This is a genomic window from Agromyces salentinus, assembly GCF_009749395.1.
GTDB classification, from domain to species: Bacteria; Actinomycetota; Actinomycetes; order Actinomycetales; family Microbacteriaceae; genus Agromyces; species Agromyces salentinus.
On sequence record NZ_WBIR01000016.1, the window covers coordinates 47,874 to 64,212 of the forward strand.

Sequence of the window (16,339 nt, forward strand, 5' to 3'; positions counted from 1 at the left end):
CGGCTACGCCGCGGACGCGGCCGGAGCCTGTTCCTTCGCCACGAGCGTCAGCACGTCGTACGACGCCACGAGCTCGTCGTCCTGGTTGCGCAGCACCGCGTCCCAGCGCACCTCGCCGTACTCGTCGGTCTCGCGCGGCGTGATCTGCTTCGCAGTGAGCTCCACGCGGATGGAGTCGCCGGGCGAGACCGGCGTCACGAAGCGGAGGTTCTCCAGGCCCGAGTTCGCGAGCACGGGTCCGGGTGCGGCGTCGACGAAGAGCCCGGCCGCCCACGAGACGAGCAGGTATCCGTGCGCCACGCGTCCGGGGAAGAACGGGTTCGCCGCGGCCGAGGCCTCGTCCATGTGCGCGTAGAACGTGTCGCCGGTGAAGTGCGCGAAGGTCTCGATGTCCTCGAGCGTCACCGTGCGCGAGCCCGAGACGACCTGGTCGCCGATCCGCAGCTCGGCGAGCGACTTGCGGAACGGGTGCGGTTCGCCCGCCTCCGCGTACGGCGTCGACGCCGAGCCCGCGTGCCAGACGCCGGTCAGGGCGGTCAGCATCTCGGGCGAGCCCTGCACCGCAGTGCGCTGCATGTGATGCAGCACGGCACGGATGCCGCCGAGTTCCTCGCCGCCGCCCGCGCGTCCGGGCCCGCCGTGCACGAGGTTCGGCAGCGGCGAGCCGTGACCCGTCGAGGTCCGGGCGTCGTCGCGGTCGAGCAGGAGGAGCCGCCCGTTGTAGGCGGCGATGCCCGAGGCGAGGGCCACGGCCACGGCGGGGTCGTGCGTGGCGACGCTCGTGACGAGCGAGCCACCGCCGCGGGCGACGAGGCGCACGGCCTCGTCGACGGAGTCGTACCCGACGATGGAGCTCACCGGCCCGAACGCCTCGACCTCGTGCAGGGCCGGGCTCGAGGCATCCGCGAACCGCAGCATGACCGGCTCGACGAACGCGCCGTCGGCGGAGGAGCCGTCGGTGCCGTCGGCGAGCCGCACGGTGGGCGCCTCGGTCGAGCCGATGACGATCTCCCCGCCCTCGGCGGCGAGCCGGCGAACCTGGCGGAGCACCTCGTCACGCTGCCCGGTCGAGGCGAGCGGGCCCATGGTGACGCCCTCGGCGCGCGGGTCGCCGAGCACCATGCGCTCAGCGATGCGCGTGCGCACGGCGTCGATCACGCCGTCCACGGATGCCGCGGGCACGACGGCCCGGCGGATGGCGGTGCACTTCTGGCCGGCCTTCGACGTCATCTCGGCGACGAGCTGCTTCACGTACGCGTCGAACTCGGGCGTGCCCGCGACGGCGTCCGGACCGAGCACGGACGCGTTGATGGAGTCGGTCTCGCTCGTGAAGCGGACGCCTCCGGTCTGCACCGACTCGTTGGCCCGCAGTCGTTCGGCGGTCGACGCGGACCCGGTGAAGGACACGAGGTCGCCGAGGCGGAGGTGCTCGAAGAGGTCGGGCACGCTTCCGGAGACGAGTTGCAGCGAGCCGTCGGGCAGCAGGCCGGACTCGACGAGGACCCGCACGAACGCCTCGGCGAGGTATCCGGTGGGCGTGGCGGGCTTCACGAGCGTCGGCACGCCCGCGAGGAAGGCGGGCGCGAACTTCTCGAGCGAGCCCCACACCGGGAAGTTGAACGCATTGATCTGCACCGCGACCCCGGGGAGGCGCGTGTAGATATGCCGTCCGAGGAATGAACCGTCCTTGGAGAGCTGCTCGACGCCGCCGTCGACGTAGACCTGCGAGTTCGGGAGCTCGCGGCGCCCCTTCGAGGAGTACGTGAAGAGCACGCCGATGCCGCCGTCGATGTCGACCCACGAGTCCTGCTTGGTCGCGCCGGTGCGGCTCGAGAGCTCGTAGAGCTCCGCCTTGCGCTCGGTGAGGGCGAGGGCCATCTGCTTCAGGAGCACGGCGCGCTGGTGGAAGGTGAGCTCGCCGAGCGAGCGCTGGCCGGTCGTGCGCGCGTACTCGAGCGCGGACGCGAGGTCGAGACCCTCGGTCGACACGCGTGTCACGAGTTCGCCGGTCGAGGCGTCGAGCACCTCGGTCGCGGATGCGGCGACCGCGGCATCCGGTGTCCACCACGCGCCATTCACGTAGCTGGGCAGGATCGTGTTCATCGTGTGTGCCTTTCGTGGAACGGGCGTCGAGACGTCGCAGATGGCGACGTGTCGGAGGCGGAGGTCGCCATCCGCGACCTCTCGAGGAGGAGGATGGGGGCGAGTCGGGCGGGAGCGCTCACGAGGCGTCCCAGGTGTAGAAGCCCTGCCCGGTCTTGCGACCGAGGCTGCCCTCGGCGACCATGCGCCGCAGGAGGGCGGGCGGCGCGAACCGTTCGCCGAGGTTCGTCGCGAGGTACTCGGCGATGCCGAGCCGCACGTCGAGGCCGACGAGGTCGGTGAGCCGCAACGGGCCGACCGGATGCTTGTAGCCGAGCGTCATCGCCCGGTCGATGTCCTCGGCACTGGCGACGCCCTCCTCGAGCATGCGGATCGCCTCGAGCCCGAGGGCGACCCCGAGGCGCGATGACGCGAAGCCGGGAGCGTCCGCGACGACGATGGGCGTCTTGCCGATGGCGGCGACCCAGTCGCGAGCCTCGTCGACGAGCGGCGCCTCGGTGGCGCCGCCGCGCACGACCTCGACGAGGGTGGAGGCCGGTACCGGATTGAAGAAGTGCATCCCGAGGAAGCGCGACGGCCGGTCGAGGAGGGCCGCGAGCTCGTCGATCGAGATGGACGACGTGTTCGACGCGAGCGCGGCGCCGTCGCCGAGGACCGCCTCGACCCGGGTGAGGGCGTCGATCTTCAGCTCGAGCTGCTCGGGCACGGCCTCGACGACGAGCCCGCAACCGGCGAAGGACGCCACGTCCGTGCTGGTGCCGAAGCGGGCGGCGATGACCTCGGCGCCCTCGTCGGCGGTGCCGCGGTCGACGGATGCCGCGACGGACTCGAGGACCCGCGTCGACGCGGCGGCCGCGGCATCCGCGTCCCGTTCGACGACCGTCACGCGGGAGCCCGCGAGCAGGAAGGCGTGCGCGATGCCCGCGCCCATGCGCCCGCCGCCGAGCACGCCGACCGCGGACGGCGCACCGCTGGCGACGCTCGAGGAGCGCGACGTATCGAGACCCCGCGATGCGTTCACTTCTGCTTCCTCTCGAGGAACTCGGTCATGCGCCGGAACTTTTCGGGGCTCTCGAAGAGCACCGCCTGCGCCTCGTTGTCGACCGCGGGATGCGCGGACCGCGGCGCGCGGAACACGCGCTTGGTCGCGATGGTCGCATCGCGATCGTTGCGCGCGATGCGGTCGGCGATCGCGTGCGCCGCGGCGAGGAGCTCCTCGGCCGGATGCAGCGCACTGACGAGCCCGATGGCGAGCGCCTCCTCGGCCAGGACCGTACGGCCGGTGAGCAGCATCTCGGCGGCGCGCGCGTCGCCGACGATCTCCTTCAGTCGCCAGCTCGCCCCGGCCGCGGCCAGGATGCCGAGCCCCGTCTCGGGGTTCCCGATCTTCAGTGACGGCGTCGCGACGCGGAGGTCGGCGGCGTAGGCGAGCTCCGCGCCCCCACCGAGCGCGTACCCGTCGATCACGGCGATGACCGGCATCGGCAGTTCGGCGATGCGCAGGAACGCGCTCGCGTTGATGCCGCGGAGCGCATCGGCCGCGCGGCGCTCGCGCAACTGCGCGATGTCGGCGCCCGAGGCGAACACGCCGCCCGCGCCGGTCAGGATCAGGATGCGCGGGATCGCCTCGAGCTCGGCGCAGAGCAGGTGCAGCGCATCGATCGTGCGCTGGTCGATCGCGTTGCGCACCTCGGGCCGGTCGAGCGTGGCGACGACCCGGTCGGGGAAGCGCTCCACGCGGAGCGGGGAGGCCTCGGCGCCCGTCGAGGGCTGTGCTGCGGCATCCGTCATGAGATCGCCTCCACGATGAGGGCCGAGCCCTGGCCGACGCCGACGCACATGGTCGCGAGTCCGTACCGCGAGCGCTCGCGCTCCATGCGGCCGAGCAGCGTGACCACGAGACGCGAACCCGAGGATCCGAGCGGATGCCCCAGGGCGATCGCCCCGCCGTCGGCGTTGACGCGCTCGGGGTCGAGGCCGAGCCGGCGCATCGAGGCGATCGACTGCGTGGCGAAGGCCTCGTTGAGTTCGACGGAGCCGAGGTCGCCCACGGTGAGCCCGGCTCGCGCGAGCGCCTTCTCGGTGGCGGGCACCGGGCCGAGCCCCATGATCTCGGGGGCGATACCGGCGGATGCCCCGACCACGATGCGGGCGCGGGGCACGAGGCCGTGGCGCTCGACGGCCTCGGCGCTCGCGACGAGGATCGCGGAGGCGCCGTCGTTGAGCGAGCTCGCGTTGCCCGCCGTCACGACGGAGCCACCCGCGACGACCGGGCGCAGGCCCGCGAGCGCCTCGAGTGTCGTGTCGCGACGAGGTCCCTCGTCGACGAGCACCTCGCCGCCACGGGCGAGCGGGACGCCGACGATCTCATCGGCGAAGCGGCCGGCGTCGATCGCGGCCGCGGCGCGCTGCTGCGACCGCAGGGCGAACTCGTCGGCCTCCGGGCGCGTGATGCCGTCGAGCCTGGCGACCTCCTCCGCGGTCTCGGGCATCGAGAACGTGGCCTTGTCGCGCGCGAGCAGGCGCGGGTTCGCGAAGCGCCAGCCGATGGACGTGTCGAAGGACGCACCGGGCTTCGCCCAGGCCTTCTCGGGCTTGGCCTGCACCCATGGCGCCCGCGTCATGGATTCGACGCCACCGGCGATGACGAGGTCGGCGTCGCCGGCGCGAACGGCCTGTGCCGCCATCGTGATCGCGGACAGGCCCGAGGCGCAGAGGCGGTTGACGGTGATGCCAGGCACCGAGTCGGGCAGGCCCGCCAGGAGCACCGACATGCGCGCGACGTTGCGGTTGTCCTCGCCCGCCTGGTTGGCCGCGCCGAGGATGACCTCGTCGATCGCCCCGTCCGCCACCGCGGCCGGATCGAGGCCGGCCCTGCGCACGGCCTCCGCCACGACGAGGGCGGCGAGGTCGTCGGGCCTCACGGTCGCGAGCGCGCCGCCGTAGCGACCCACCGGCGTGCGCACGCCTCCGACGAGGTAGGCCTCGGGCATGTGCATCTCCTGACGTCGTCGTCTCGTCGGAATTAGTGACCGACCGTTCAGGAAGTAATTATGGCACGGTCGCGAGCCGTCACGCCAGTCGGCCCGGGAACGCGACGCGCCCCGACCCGCGGATGCGGGCCGGGGCGCGATGGCTCGGAGATCGCCGGCTACTCGAGCAGGTCGCGGTCCTTCGTCTCCTTGACGAGCGAGACGCCGATGAGCGAGATGACACTCGCGATCGCGATGTACAGGCCGATCGTCCACGACTGGCCCGTCGCATTCAGGAGCGACTCGGCGATCATGGGCGCGAACGCGCCACCGAGGATCGCGCCGAGCGCATAGCCGATCGAGACGCCCGAGTAGCGGACGCGGGCGGGGAACATCTCCGCGTAGAGCGAGGCCTGCGGGCCGTACGAGAGGCCGAGGCCGAACGTCATGACGAACAGGGCCACGAAGTACCAGAGGATCTCGCCGGTGTCGATGAGGAACCACATCGGCACCGCCCAGAGCGCGAGGAACACGTAGCCGATCTGGAAGGTGCGCACGCGACCGAGCCGGTCGGACACGCGCCCGCCCCAGAGCGTGAAGATCAACCAGCCGAACGACGCGAACGTCGTCGCGAGCAGCACGCTGGGACGGTCCATGCCGAGCCCGACGACCGCGTACGTCGCGAAGTAGGCGATGAGCAGGTAGCCGGCGGCGTTGTTCGCGATGAAGATGACCGCGGTGAGCACGACCTGCTTGGTGTTGTTGCGGAACAGCTCGCGGAGGGGCGCGGAGGACTCCTTGCGGCGGCGCAGCAGCTCCTCGAAGACGGGGCTCTCCTCGACGGCGCGGCGGATGACGTAGCCGACGATGATCAGCACGATCGAGAGCAGGAACGGGATGCGCCAGCCCCACTCCATGAACGCCTCAGGCGACATCGAGCTCGTGAGCACCCACAGCGTGAAGGTCGCGAGGATCATGCCGACCGGGACGCCGATCTGCGGGAAGGCGCCGAAGAAGCCGCGCCGGCCCTTCGGGGCGTGCTCGACCGCCATGAGGGCCGCGCCGCCCCACTCGCCGCCGGCCGAGAAGCCCTGCAGGATGCGGAGCAGGATGAGCAGGATCGGCGCGGCGATGCCGATGGCCGCGTAGGTCGGCAGGAACCCGATGAGCGAGGTCGAGACGCCCATCATGACGAGCGTGAACACGAGCATCCGCTTGCGCCCCAGCTTGTCGCCGAGGTACCCCGCGACGATCGCGCCGAGCGGCCGGAACAGGAACGAGATGCCGATCGTGGCGAACGCGAGGACCTGCGCGAGCCCGGGGTTGGACTCGGCCACGGGGGCGAGGAACAGCGGGGCGAGCACGAGGCCCGCCGCCTGGGCGTAGATGAAGAAGTCGTACCACTCGATCGAGGTGCCGACGAGGGTGCCCGCGAGCACCCTCCGCTCCTCGGCGGGCATGCGCCCGGTCTGCGTGCGCTCTCTGGCTTCGGTGGACATGCGAACTCCGTTGTTCTGGGCCTGCGGGGAAGGGGGTGCGGCGGCCGGGTCGCCTGCGTCGCCGACTTCCTGACCGATTGTTCGGTTGGGAATTGAGGGTACGCAACACGGAGGCCTCCGCGCAACCCGAACGGGTGGCACGGCGGAGCCGGGACATCCGCCGGACGTCCGCGCGAACGGCCTACTCGACCTCGAGCGCCTCTCGACGGCCGGCCTCGCGGGCGTCCTCGACGAGCCGGCTGACCTTCGCGGTGCGACGCCGACGACCGATGGTGAGTCCGACCACGATGAGCACGAGCGCGAGCAGCAGCACCGACTGCGGCAGCGGGAGCGCCCAGACCGTCACCGTCTGGGAGGCCGGCTGCACCGCGACCTCCGCGCCGTCGGGGCCGACCGCGCCGGCCTCGACCGAGACCGGAACGCTCACGGGTCCGATCGGCCACACGGCCGGAATCGTGAAGCTCAGCGTCCGGCGCTCGCCTGGCAGCAGGTCGGCGCTGGTGGGACCGGTGGCTTCGCCCGCCGGTTCGCCCTCTTCGGCGACCACGAAGCCCGTCGCGGGGATCCGCTCACCGCCGTACTCGGCGGTTCCCGCGATCGCGACCGCGACGTTGCCGGTGTTCTCGACGACGCCGGTCACCTCGAGCCGGCCCGGCTGGAACGGATTCCAGGAGATGTCGTACGCGCCGTCGGCATCGAGGGCGACGGTCGCCGCGATCTCACCCGCGACGCGGGTCATCACCCGGAACCCCACCCGGCTCTCGACGCCCACCTGCGCGCCATCGCCGGTGGAGGTCGACACCACGGATGCCGCGATGCCCGCGGCGTGATCGCCGGGAGTCGCATCCTCGGGCACCGTGACGGTGAACGGCACGACCGCCACCTGCCCCGGCGCCACGGTGACCGAGTCGGCGACCTCGATCCACGTGCCGGCGTCGACGGACGGCTGGTCGGAGGGCAGCATGTTGAAGCGACCGGTCGACGTCAGGTATCCGTCGGCCGCGGTGATGGCGAAGGTCACCTCCTCGTCACCGAGGTTGTGCACCGCGAGGTGATCGGCCGCCGACGCTCCGGGGTCGAGCTCGAGCTCCACCCGGGAGCGACCGTCGGGCCCAGCGGCATCCGCCGGCGAGACCGACCAGGTGATCGGTGCCGCCGTCTCCTCCTCCGCCCAGGCCGCGGGCGATGCGAGCGCCCCCGCGAGGGCGAGCGCGATGGTGGCCGCGACGGCCAGGCCGGCGGGGAGGAGACGACGCATGGTTTCCTACTCGAACAGGGACAGGGTCAGGATTGCGGCGTAGTTGCCGGGCGCGACGGTCACGGGGGTGCGCAGGAACAGGTCGGCGTTCGCGGTCCACTGCCCCTCGGGCGCGACCTCGCTGGACTCCCATGCCGATGCGAACAGCTCCTGGTCGACGAGGCCGAACGGGTCGGATGATCCCTCGTCCATGACGGTGTCGACGGGGTCTCCCTCGGAGACGAGGCCGAGGTCGCCGCCGTCGAGCAGGCGCGGAGCCCAGCCGAGGTGGCCTGCGCCGATCTCGGCCTGACCCGCGTCGCCGGCGAAGCCGCTCGAGGAGCCGAGGACGTACCAGGCGGCGCCTTCGGGGATCTCGTCCGCGGTGCGCGTGTCGGTGATCGTCACGGTGGGCAGTGTACCCGTGAACTGCCGGACGGTCTCGGTCGAGCCCGTCTCCACGAGCGCGGTCGAGGCGCTCGCGACGGTCATCGCCAGCACGCCGGGCTCGGCGATCTCGGGGATGGCGACCTGCACGTCGACCGTGCTGTCGCCGTGGTTCTCCTCGGCCGCCGCGACACCGGCGACGCCGACGAGCATCAGGGCGCCGACGCCGATCGCACAGGCGCGGGCTGCGATTCGCAGGTTCTTCATGTGGTGTTTCCTTCTCTTGTTCTCTGGTGGGATCGATGGCGAGCGGATGCTGCGCCGTGAGGTCAGCCGCAGTCGGATGCCGCGTACGGGGCATCCGTCGTCTGCGTGATGGTCGAACCGTCGACCACGGCCGTGAGCGTCACCGCGACCGAGCCGGCCTCGATGTCGGCCTGTCGCGTCGTGAACGTGTGCGTGCCGTTCGCTCCCGGGGCGATCGAGGGGAGCGTCTTCGTGCCGTAGTCGGACTCGAGCTCGGCGGCGAGCGGCATGTCCTCGGCGCTCTGCACTCGCACGGCCACGACCGACTTCCGCGCGACGCAGCGCGTGCTCGCGGTGACCTCGACGTCCAGCTCGGGCTCGGCGGCGGGTCGACTGCCGACGACGACGCCGGGCTTCAGCGAGACGACCGTCCATCGATAGGTCTGGCTGTCGCCGTTCGGGGCGATCGTCCTGGCCTGGATCACGTTCGGACCGGCGGACAGGGGCAGGTCGATCGCGCCGGCACCGAGCTCGATCGGGCGATCGTCGACCGTCAGGACCACGCGGGTGTCGTCGTCGACCGCGGCAAGTGTGGTCGAGACCCGGTCGACGTCGGCGGGGACGACCGCGAGCCAGGACCGCGGGGCGACGGGCGCACCGAAGTCGACGCCCAGCCACGTCGGTTCCTCGAGGGCCGCCGCGAGTCGCATCTCGACGGGCTCCGGCACCGCGTCGAAGAACGGTACGGCCCGCCCGTCGACCTGCAGGCCGCTCATGACGAACGCCGCGGGAGTCGAGCCCGTTGCGAACGGGCCGTCGGCCATCACGCCGACGCGCGGTGCTGCCGCACCCACGGCCGCGTTCGTGATCGTGCCGATGGTGGTGAAGTCGACGCCGTTCGCGGAGTAGCTGCCCGTGAAGGAGTCGCCGTTGCGCACGATCTTGAGCCAGATGTCCGGCGTCGAAGGCGCGGGGATGCGCGTGTTCTCGTTGGGCGATCCCGCTGCCTCGGTGACGAGGGCGAGCTGGGGCGTCCCGTTGGCATGCTTGCGATGGAGCGCCACGTAGTTCTCGTCGTCGACGTAGTAGACGAGTCCCGCCTCCTCGTAGAACGACTTCGTCGCGCCGCTCATCTTGACGACGACCTCGTTCGGCGTCGCGCCGCCCGAGTCGCGCAGCAGGATCCCGTTCGAGGAGTTCTGCGTCGCCCACAGCGTGCCGCCGCCTGAGAGCAGCCGGATCGAGTCGGGCGCGACGGCCGACCAGCGCGACGCGTCCTCGCGGATCCAACTGAGGCCGGCGGCCAGGGGCACGGTGGGCGCCTGCGTCATCGCGTCGGCGTTCACGGCGAACGGGTCGTTGCCGGTCACCTCGGATGCCGCGGTGTTCGTCGAGACGCGAACGTTGAATCCAGGCGCGTAGGTGTTGTCGCTGAACTCGAAGCGGTGGCTCCCGTTCATCGAGAACAGCGCCGTTCGCGAGGACTTCGATGGGTCGGGGCTCGTCGTCGGCCCGTACCATCCGACCGTGTTGTTCGTGAACGCCAGGTCGGACACCGACTTCGCGTTGATCAGCTGCGTGCCCGGCAGCAGGTTGAACCGGTTCGCGTCGATGCGCACATTCCGGTGCACGGTGCGGTCGGGTTCGGTGCTGCCGTTCGTAGGGTCGAAGAAGATCACCGGAGCACTGGTGGTGGGCCGGTCGAAGATGTTCTCGCGGATGACGAGGTCTTCGACGCCGCCCGACTCGTACCAGCTCGCCGCGTCGCCCGAGACGTAGATGCTGGCCATGCCGGCCTGGTCGAACAGGTTCCGCTCGATGAGCACCGGCTTCGGCGTGGTCACGAGGATGCCGCGGGTCGGAACGGACGTGAACGTGTTGCCCGCGATGCGCACTTCAGGCGTGTACGTGAGGCTCTCGGCCGCATGCGTGTCGACCTGGATGCCCTCGGGCGCTCGATCGAGCGTCACCGTCATCTGCGTGAGGCTCGTGTCGCGGTCGTAGCCGCTCGGACCGCTCACGCCCGTGACCGTGTACTCGTCGCCGGCGACCGGGAGCATCGTGCCACGGTTGACGAAGCGCAGCGTGTCACCGGGGTAGAACTGCGGGAAGCCCGCGCTCTGGTGGTGCATGTACTGCAGCGTCACCTGCTTGTTCGCGATGTCGACCGCCTTGACCTGCATGTACGTGCCGTGGATGTTGATGGGGTCGTCGTGCGGGTTGTCGAAGAGGGAGTTGAGGATCTGGACCTTTCCGCCCACACCCGACATCTGCAGGTAGTCGGCGAAGCCCGAGGTCTGCCGCCACGTGCCGGCGTCGGTCTTGAACCGCACGCCGTCGAGCGTGACGTTGTGCGCCATCTGCGCGACCATGCCGAAGCCGTGCAGGTAGCCGAACTCGAGGTCGACGAGGTCGGTGTTCCTGCTCTCGAACGCGAAGATGCCGGGGGTGTCGCGGTAGGTCGGTCGAAGCTCGTAGACCTCACCGCGGCCGCCGGGGTCGGCGCCGCCGGAGTAGGTCACCCGAAGCCGGTTGTCGCCGAGTTCCGAGACACCTGTGGAATTCGTCCACACGGGGGACGAGGTTCGATAGGTCTGGCCCGTGGCGAGATGGCGTCGCTGGTTGTGCCCCTGCGTGGCCCAACCGGGTTCGTAGCGCCAGTACGGCTGCCCGGTCGTGGGGCTGGTCTCGCCGAGGAAGGCGGCCCGGCCGTTGCTGATCTCGTATCGCGTGCCCGGCGGCACCTGGATGTCGCGGTACGGCACGCCGTTCGCGACGCCCGTGCCGAGCACGGTGAGGTCGATCGTGTTCGGCGCGACCCAGTCGGTGCCGAAGCGGGTGAAGGTGACGTCCTCGGAGCGGATGGACGCGATCTGCGTCTGCAGGCCGTGGAAGTTGAACTTCGAGCCCTCCCCGTCGACGATGACATCGGACATGTCCTCGATCAGGATGCCGATGTTCTTGATGCGCGGGCCGGCGTCGGCTCCGGTCGTGTTCGAGACGTACAGCTCGCGCTTCTCGGTCTGCTCCGGGTAGATCTCGTACGTGCCGTACGGGAAGAGGATCGTGACCGGCCCGTCGAGCCCCTTCGCGTGCCGCACGGCGTCGGCGATCGCCGCGGCGGAATCGTGCGCGCCCGACGGATCGGCGCCGAAGTCCGTGACGTCGACGACGGCGCGTTCGGCGGCGTGCTCCGCCATGGTCGAGGTGTCGGCTTCGGCCGGGGCCGAGGAGCCGTACCCGGCGGTTGCGGGAGTGACGGGTGCGCCGTCCTCCGCGCTCGCGGCGGTCGGGGCGATGATGGCCGCGGCCAAGGCGGCTGTCGCGGCGATGACGCCGAGCGGGATCGCCCGCGGCGAGCGTGATTTCGTGCGCATGAATGCCTTCCAGTGCGTCATTGAACAGCGATGGCTAGATTCAATGTGGAATGCGGCGCCGACAATGTCAAGCAAAAGATCTGATGTCTGTGTCTCGAAACCGGCTCTACGAGAACGAATCTTCGGGTATCGCGCTGAGAGTTCCGATCTTTCGGGCGGCATCCGCTCGATCACAAGACCGACGGATGCCGCCCGACAAGATCAACCGCAGATGGTCGCCGGGTAGGCGGCCTGCACCGACTGCGTGACCGGGGCGCCGTCGATGACCGCGGTGACGGTCGCCGCGACCGCCCCGGCGGCGACATCCGCCTTCCGGGTGGTGAACGTGTGCGTGCCGTTCGCACCCGGCGCGATCGAGGCGATCGACTTCGCGCCGAACGTCGACTCGAGCGTGGCCGCGACGGGCACCGCGGCCGTGTTGTGCACGCGGGCGCTCACCATGACCTTGTTCGCCACGCAGCGCGTGCTCGCCGTGACCTCGACGCCGAGCGCCGGAGCCGCGACCTCGTCGGCCGTCACGATCAGCCAGCTCAGCTGTACGTCGGGAGCCCTCGTCGGGCTCAGCGAGACGTCGATGCGACCGTCGACTCCGACGACGACCCCGGCGTACGCGGCGGTCTGGTTCGCCGCGTCGAAGTCGTGGTCGGCTTCGACGACGACGCCGTTCACGGTGACCTCGGCGCCGCGATCAGGGGCCCACTGCGCCCACGGGTCTGCGTACCCGGCGTACACCGCGTACGTGCCGGGCGCGAGGCCGTCGAACCGGTAGGCGAGATCGGCGCCGCCGGTCGCGTACCTCAGCGTCGAGAACATGTCCCCGCTCTCATCGCCGGAGGAGGCGTTCGCGTCGCCGAGATAGCCCCACGAGGCGTGCGATCCAGTGTCGACCCCGTACTTCTGGTCGGGTCGCGTGTTGAGCAGGAGCCCCTCGCCGGCCGTCGTGTCGACGAGCGCCTGCCAGTCGGCGGTCCGCTGTCCGCCCGCGTTCACGGCGTAGCGCACGTGCTCGGGCACGACCGTCACCGCCCGGGTGAAGGTCCGCCCGCCGAACTCCGGCAGTGTTCCCGTCACCGTCACGACGCCGGGCAGGTCGAGCGAGCCGTCGATGGCCCACTCGACCGGCTGCGCCGTCGATGCGCCGTTCTGCTCGACGGTCACGGTCGGCACGTCGAACGCCTCGCCGAGGCGGATGCTCGCGGGCACGCCCGTGACCTCCCATGCGGCCCACTGGTCGAGGTCGTCGAGCGTCCACTCATCCCAGATCTCGACCGAGAGCGTGTCGCCGCCCTGGCCCATGTTCAGGGGCAGCCAGACAAGGGGTGCGTTCCGCAGCGCGTCGTCGGAGCCGCCGTTCCAGCGGTCTCCCATGTAGATGTACTTGCCGTGCTCGCGGTCGACCGGGATCACCGAGGTCGGCTGGGTGTTCCACGAGTTCGACTGCGCCCACCAGGGGAACGGGTCGCCGATCTCGGTCCAGTCGCCCATGAGGTCGGTCGCGCTCGCGTACTTCGACGGGTTCGGCGACCAGCCCGTGGTCCCCGAGGTGATCAGGAAGTAGCGTTCGTCGTGCTTGAAGAGGGCCGGCGATTCGCGCGACCATCCGACGAAGATGCGGTTGTAGTCGACGCCTTCGACGGCCTCGGCGGCCGGGGTCGCGAGCGCGGTGTAGTCGGCGTCGAGCTTCGAGATGTACATCGTGGCGTTGTCTTCACTCGAGTAGATGATGTACCCGGTGCCGTCGTCGTCGACGAAGAGGTTCATGTCACGCGCCATGCCCGGCGTCCCCCAACCCTCGGGCGAGGAGTTGAGGGCGTAGTTGTCGATGTAGCGGAACGGACCGAACGGCGAGTCCGCGATCGCCACGCCGGCCCTCGCTTTCGCGTACTGGGCGGTCGAGGTCTCGCTCGGGCCGTCCATGTGGGCCCACATGACCCACTTGCCGGTCGACTCGTTGAAGATCACCTTCGGGCGCTCGATGATGGGCGGCGTCACGCCGGGCACCGGCGTCGTGCCGAGGTCTCGGTAGACGGCGTCCTTCTGCGCCTGGGTGTAGTCGCCGTAGAGCGCCTCGAAGTACGGCTCGTCGAACTGCGCCCGCGACGAGAGTGCGCGCAGCGCGAGCCCCTCGTCGGTCCAGTTGGTGAGGTCCCGGGAGCTGTACACGTGCACGCCCGGCGCGGAGTGGTAGCCGTTCGTGCGGTCCTCGCCGTACAGGTAGTAGATCGTCTCGCCCTCGGCGTCGGTCGACGGCACGACCTGACCGCCGTGCGCCTGGATCACGTTCCCGTTCGTGTCGAGCCATTCCTGTCCCGGCCGGAAGCTCGTGTAGGTCGGGCCGACCGGCCCCTCGGGTGCGACGAGCGAGAACCGCTGGTTACCGCCGCCGTTCGAGGTCCAGAGCCCCACGGATGCCCCGACCGACGTCGACTGCCCCGCGACGTCGAGCACGCGCTCCCGCGCTGCGTTGAGCAGGGTGAATGTGGTGCCGTCGGTGGTGTTCGCGATCCACTGCGCCGAGGCATCCGCTCGGGCCTCGTCGTCGTTCAGCGTGCGCAGTTCGGTGCCGCCGCTCGCGTTCGCGGCGAGTGTGCGCCCGTCTGCCAGGCGGAGGGCGAACCGGTCGCCCGTGGTGCCGTCGCCTTCGCTGAGGCGGGTCGCCGTCCAGAGTTGCGCGGCGTCGGCGTCGGCTGCGGCCGCATCGCCCAGCACCGTGGCCGGGCTGCCCGAGGTCGCCGCGAGCGGCTTGCTGCTCTGCGCGCCGACGAGCCGGAAGGTCTCGCCGTCGCGCACGGCGGGCGCGTCGGCGGCGGCTCCCGAGACTCCGCTGACCACGAAGGTGGTGATGGACTTCGCCGGTACCGTCAGTTCGGCCGTGGCGGAGGCCGGGTCGACCGCGACGGGCGCTCCCTCGACGAGCGCATTGGCCGACGGATCGCCAGCCGGCGACTCGGTCGTCACGATGGGTTTGACGGTCGCACCCGCACCGAGTTCGCCGAACCGCGAGAGGTCGACGCGAACGGTCCGCTCGTCGCCGGAGGGGTTGGTGTGCACGAGCACCGCACCCGACCCGTCGGCCTTCACGGCGGAGGTCGTCTGGGTGTCGTCGGTCGGCACGATGCGGTCGCCGGGCTCGATGTAGTGCGTGAAGTTGCGGATCGCGTCGAACTTCGAGTTCGTCACGACCTTGCACGAGGGGTCGGCATCGCCATCGGCCAGACGCCGCTCGGAATCGCCGTCGGCTGTGCAGTCGAAGTCGATGAAGACCGAGCCCCAGTTGAGCTTCTCCTGCTTCTCCATGTTGTACAGGTCCTCGACCGGCTGCCAGAGGACCCAGGCCGAGGGGTCGAGTTCGCGCAGGTCGCCGGTGATGTGCTGGGCGATGCCGAGCCCGTTCTCGATCGAGGCGGGGTTCCACGCGTTGCCGCCCCAGTTGCCCTCGACTTCGCTCATCCAGAGCGGCTTGTCCGCTGCCTTGGCGATGTCGCGGGCCCGCAGCCGGTCGCCAGTCCCGTAGGTGTGTACGTTCAGCTGGTCCACGGCCTGCTTCGCCTCGGGCGTCCAGCCCTCCCAGTCGGCGACGAACTGTCCGGGGTTGGTCTCGTCCGGCCCCGAGAGGAGCGCATCGGTCGTCGTCTCCGTTGCGGTGAGTTCCGCGTCGAGCGCGGTCAGCACCTGCGACTGCATCGCGGGCCCGACGTGCGCGCCCTCCTGACGGCCGCCCGTCGGCTGCCCGTTGCCCCCGAGGGTCGTGCCCCAGTAGTTCGTGTTGGGCTCGTTCAGCGGGTCGATCGTGTCGAACTCGATGCCGTGCGCGTCCTCGACATGCTCGGCGACCGTCGTGAGGTAGGTCGCGAACTTCTCGATCGCCGCGGGCTTGATCTGCTCGGCGTTGGCGTCGAAGCCGCCGCTCACGTAGCCGCTCTCGGTCATGAAGTACGGGGGCGAGTTGCTGAACGCCTCCCACTTGGTCACTCGGTCCTTGATCTGGTCGACCCAGGCGAGCTGCGCGGCGTCGGCGCCGAGGTCGTAGTCGGATGCCGCGTCGCCGGTCCATGCGGCGAGGAACCGATCGCGGTCGGCGTAGCTCGAGGTGATCTCGCCCTGTGCGTCCGTGAGCGGGGCATCCGCGTTCCACCAACCGGGCACGGCGCCGCCGGGTCGCAGGTAGTCGGGCACGTCGGAGGCGTTGCCGCCGCCGATGTTGTACCTCGCGATGTTGAGGTTCATGCCCTCGTCGCCGAACACCGCGTCGATGAGGTCGGTGCGGAGCGCTTCGGGATATTCGCCGGTGGCGTTCGCCATCCAGACGAGGCTGGTCCCCCAGCCCTCGAACGCCGGACCGGTGACCGCCGGATTCGGCGTGAGCACCACGTCGGCCTCGGCGGCGGAGGCGGCGAGCGGCATGAACTGCAGCGACGCCGCAACGGCCGCTGTGGTGGCGATGGCGGCCGCGGCTGCGCGCGGGCCAGGTGTCGAACGGGACATCTTCGTCTCTCCCAATCTGGAGGGTGGCGTCGA

9 protein-coding genes are annotated in these 16,339 nt (G+C 70.6%); all 9 read right to left on the reverse strand.

The genetic code is table 11. The features are described from left to right. Window positions 1-3: 3 nt before the first annotated feature. The 9 genes from paaZ to GQQ95_RS14455 all read right to left on the reverse strand — a co-directional run bounded on the left by paaZ (window position 4) and on the right by GQQ95_RS14455 (window position 16,306). A complete protein-coding gene (gene paaZ / locus GQQ95_RS14415) occupies window positions 4-2,103 on the reverse strand; it encodes a phenylacetic acid degradation bifunctional protein PaaZ (protein ID WP_157428365.1) in 2,100 nt (699 codons plus the stop codon). Between the two features lie 118 nt (window positions 2,104-2,221). Next, the gene (locus tag GQQ95_RS14420; protein ID WP_281352035.1) at window positions 2,222-3,124 is read right to left on the reverse strand and encodes a 3-hydroxyacyl-CoA dehydrogenase family protein; all 903 of its coding nucleotides are present in this window, start codon (window positions 3,122-3,124) and stop codon (window positions 2,222-2,224) included. Then, window positions 3,121-3,894 (reverse strand): enoyl-CoA hydratase/isomerase family protein, encoded by a 774-nt coding sequence (locus GQQ95_RS14425; protein WP_157428366.1) that lies wholly within the window; start codon window positions 3,892-3,894, stop codon window positions 3,121-3,123. Before GQQ95_RS14425 ends, GQQ95_RS14420 begins: the two co-directional genes overlap by 4 nt. Continuing rightward, entirely contained in the window at window positions 3,891-5,096 is a 1,206-nt protein-coding gene (locus GQQ95_RS14430; protein WP_157428367.1) for a thiolase family protein, read from the reverse strand. Before GQQ95_RS14430 ends, GQQ95_RS14425 begins: the two co-directional genes overlap by 4 nt. A gap of 158 nt (window positions 5,097-5,254) precedes the next feature. Then, window positions 5,255-6,574 (reverse strand): MFS transporter, encoded by a 1,320-nt coding sequence (locus GQQ95_RS14435; RefSeq protein ID WP_157428368.1) that lies wholly within the window; start codon window positions 6,572-6,574, stop codon window positions 5,255-5,257. Between the two features lie 181 nt (window positions 6,575-6,755). Then, window positions 6,756-7,832, reverse strand: coding sequence for a WxL protein peptidoglycan domain-containing protein (locus tag GQQ95_RS14440; protein ID WP_157428369.1), 1,077 nt, complete (start codon window positions 7,830-7,832; stop codon window positions 6,756-6,758). Between the two features lie 6 nt (window positions 7,833-7,838). Further along, window positions 7,839-8,465: a hypothetical protein gene (locus tag GQQ95_RS14445; RefSeq protein ID WP_157428370.1), complete on the reverse strand. Its 627-nt coding sequence runs from the start codon at window positions 8,463-8,465 to the stop codon at window positions 7,839-7,841. A gap of 62 nt (window positions 8,466-8,527) precedes the next feature. Then, window positions 8,528-11,821, reverse strand: a complete 3,294-nt coding sequence (locus GQQ95_RS14450) for a DUF1349 domain-containing protein (protein ID WP_170297076.1) — start codon at window positions 11,819-11,821, stop codon at window positions 8,528-8,530. Window positions 11,822-12,022: 201 nt separating this feature from the next. Further along, window positions 12,023-16,306, reverse strand: a complete 4,284-nt coding sequence (locus GQQ95_RS14455; RefSeq protein ID WP_157428372.1) for a family 43 glycosylhydrolase — start codon at window positions 16,304-16,306, stop codon at window positions 12,023-12,025. Window positions 16,307-16,339: the final 33 nt, after the last annotated feature.

Coding starts and splice junctions, on each gene's coding strand:
- GQQ95_RS14445 (WP_157428370.1), bottom strand. CDS start 8,465: ATGAAGAACCTGCGAATCGCAGCCCGCGCCTGTGCGATCGGCGTCGGC.
- GQQ95_RS14435 (WP_157428368.1), bottom strand. CDS start 6,574: ATGTCCACCGAAGCCAGAGAGCGCACGCAGACCGGGCGCATGCCCGCC.
- paaZ (WP_157428365.1), bottom strand. CDS start 2,103: ATGAACACGATCCTGCCCAGCTACGTGAATGGCGCGTGGTGGACACCG.
- GQQ95_RS14430 (WP_157428367.1), bottom strand. CDS start 5,096: ATGCCCGAGGCCTACCTCGTCGGAGGCGTGCGCACGCCGGTGGGTCGC.
- GQQ95_RS14440 (WP_157428369.1), bottom strand. CDS start 7,832: ATGCGTCGTCTCCTCCCCGCCGGCCTGGCCGTCGCGGCCACCATCGCG.
- GQQ95_RS14425 (WP_157428366.1), bottom strand. CDS start 3,894: ATGACGGATGCCGCAGCACAGCCCTCGACGGGCGCCGAGGCCTCCCCG.
- GQQ95_RS14455 (WP_157428372.1), bottom strand. CDS start 16,306: ATGTCCCGTTCGACACCTGGCCCGCGCGCAGCCGCGGCCGCCATCGCC.
- GQQ95_RS14450 (WP_170297076.1), bottom strand. CDS start 11,821: ATGCGCACGAAATCACGCTCGCCGCGGGCGATCCCGCTCGGCGTCATC.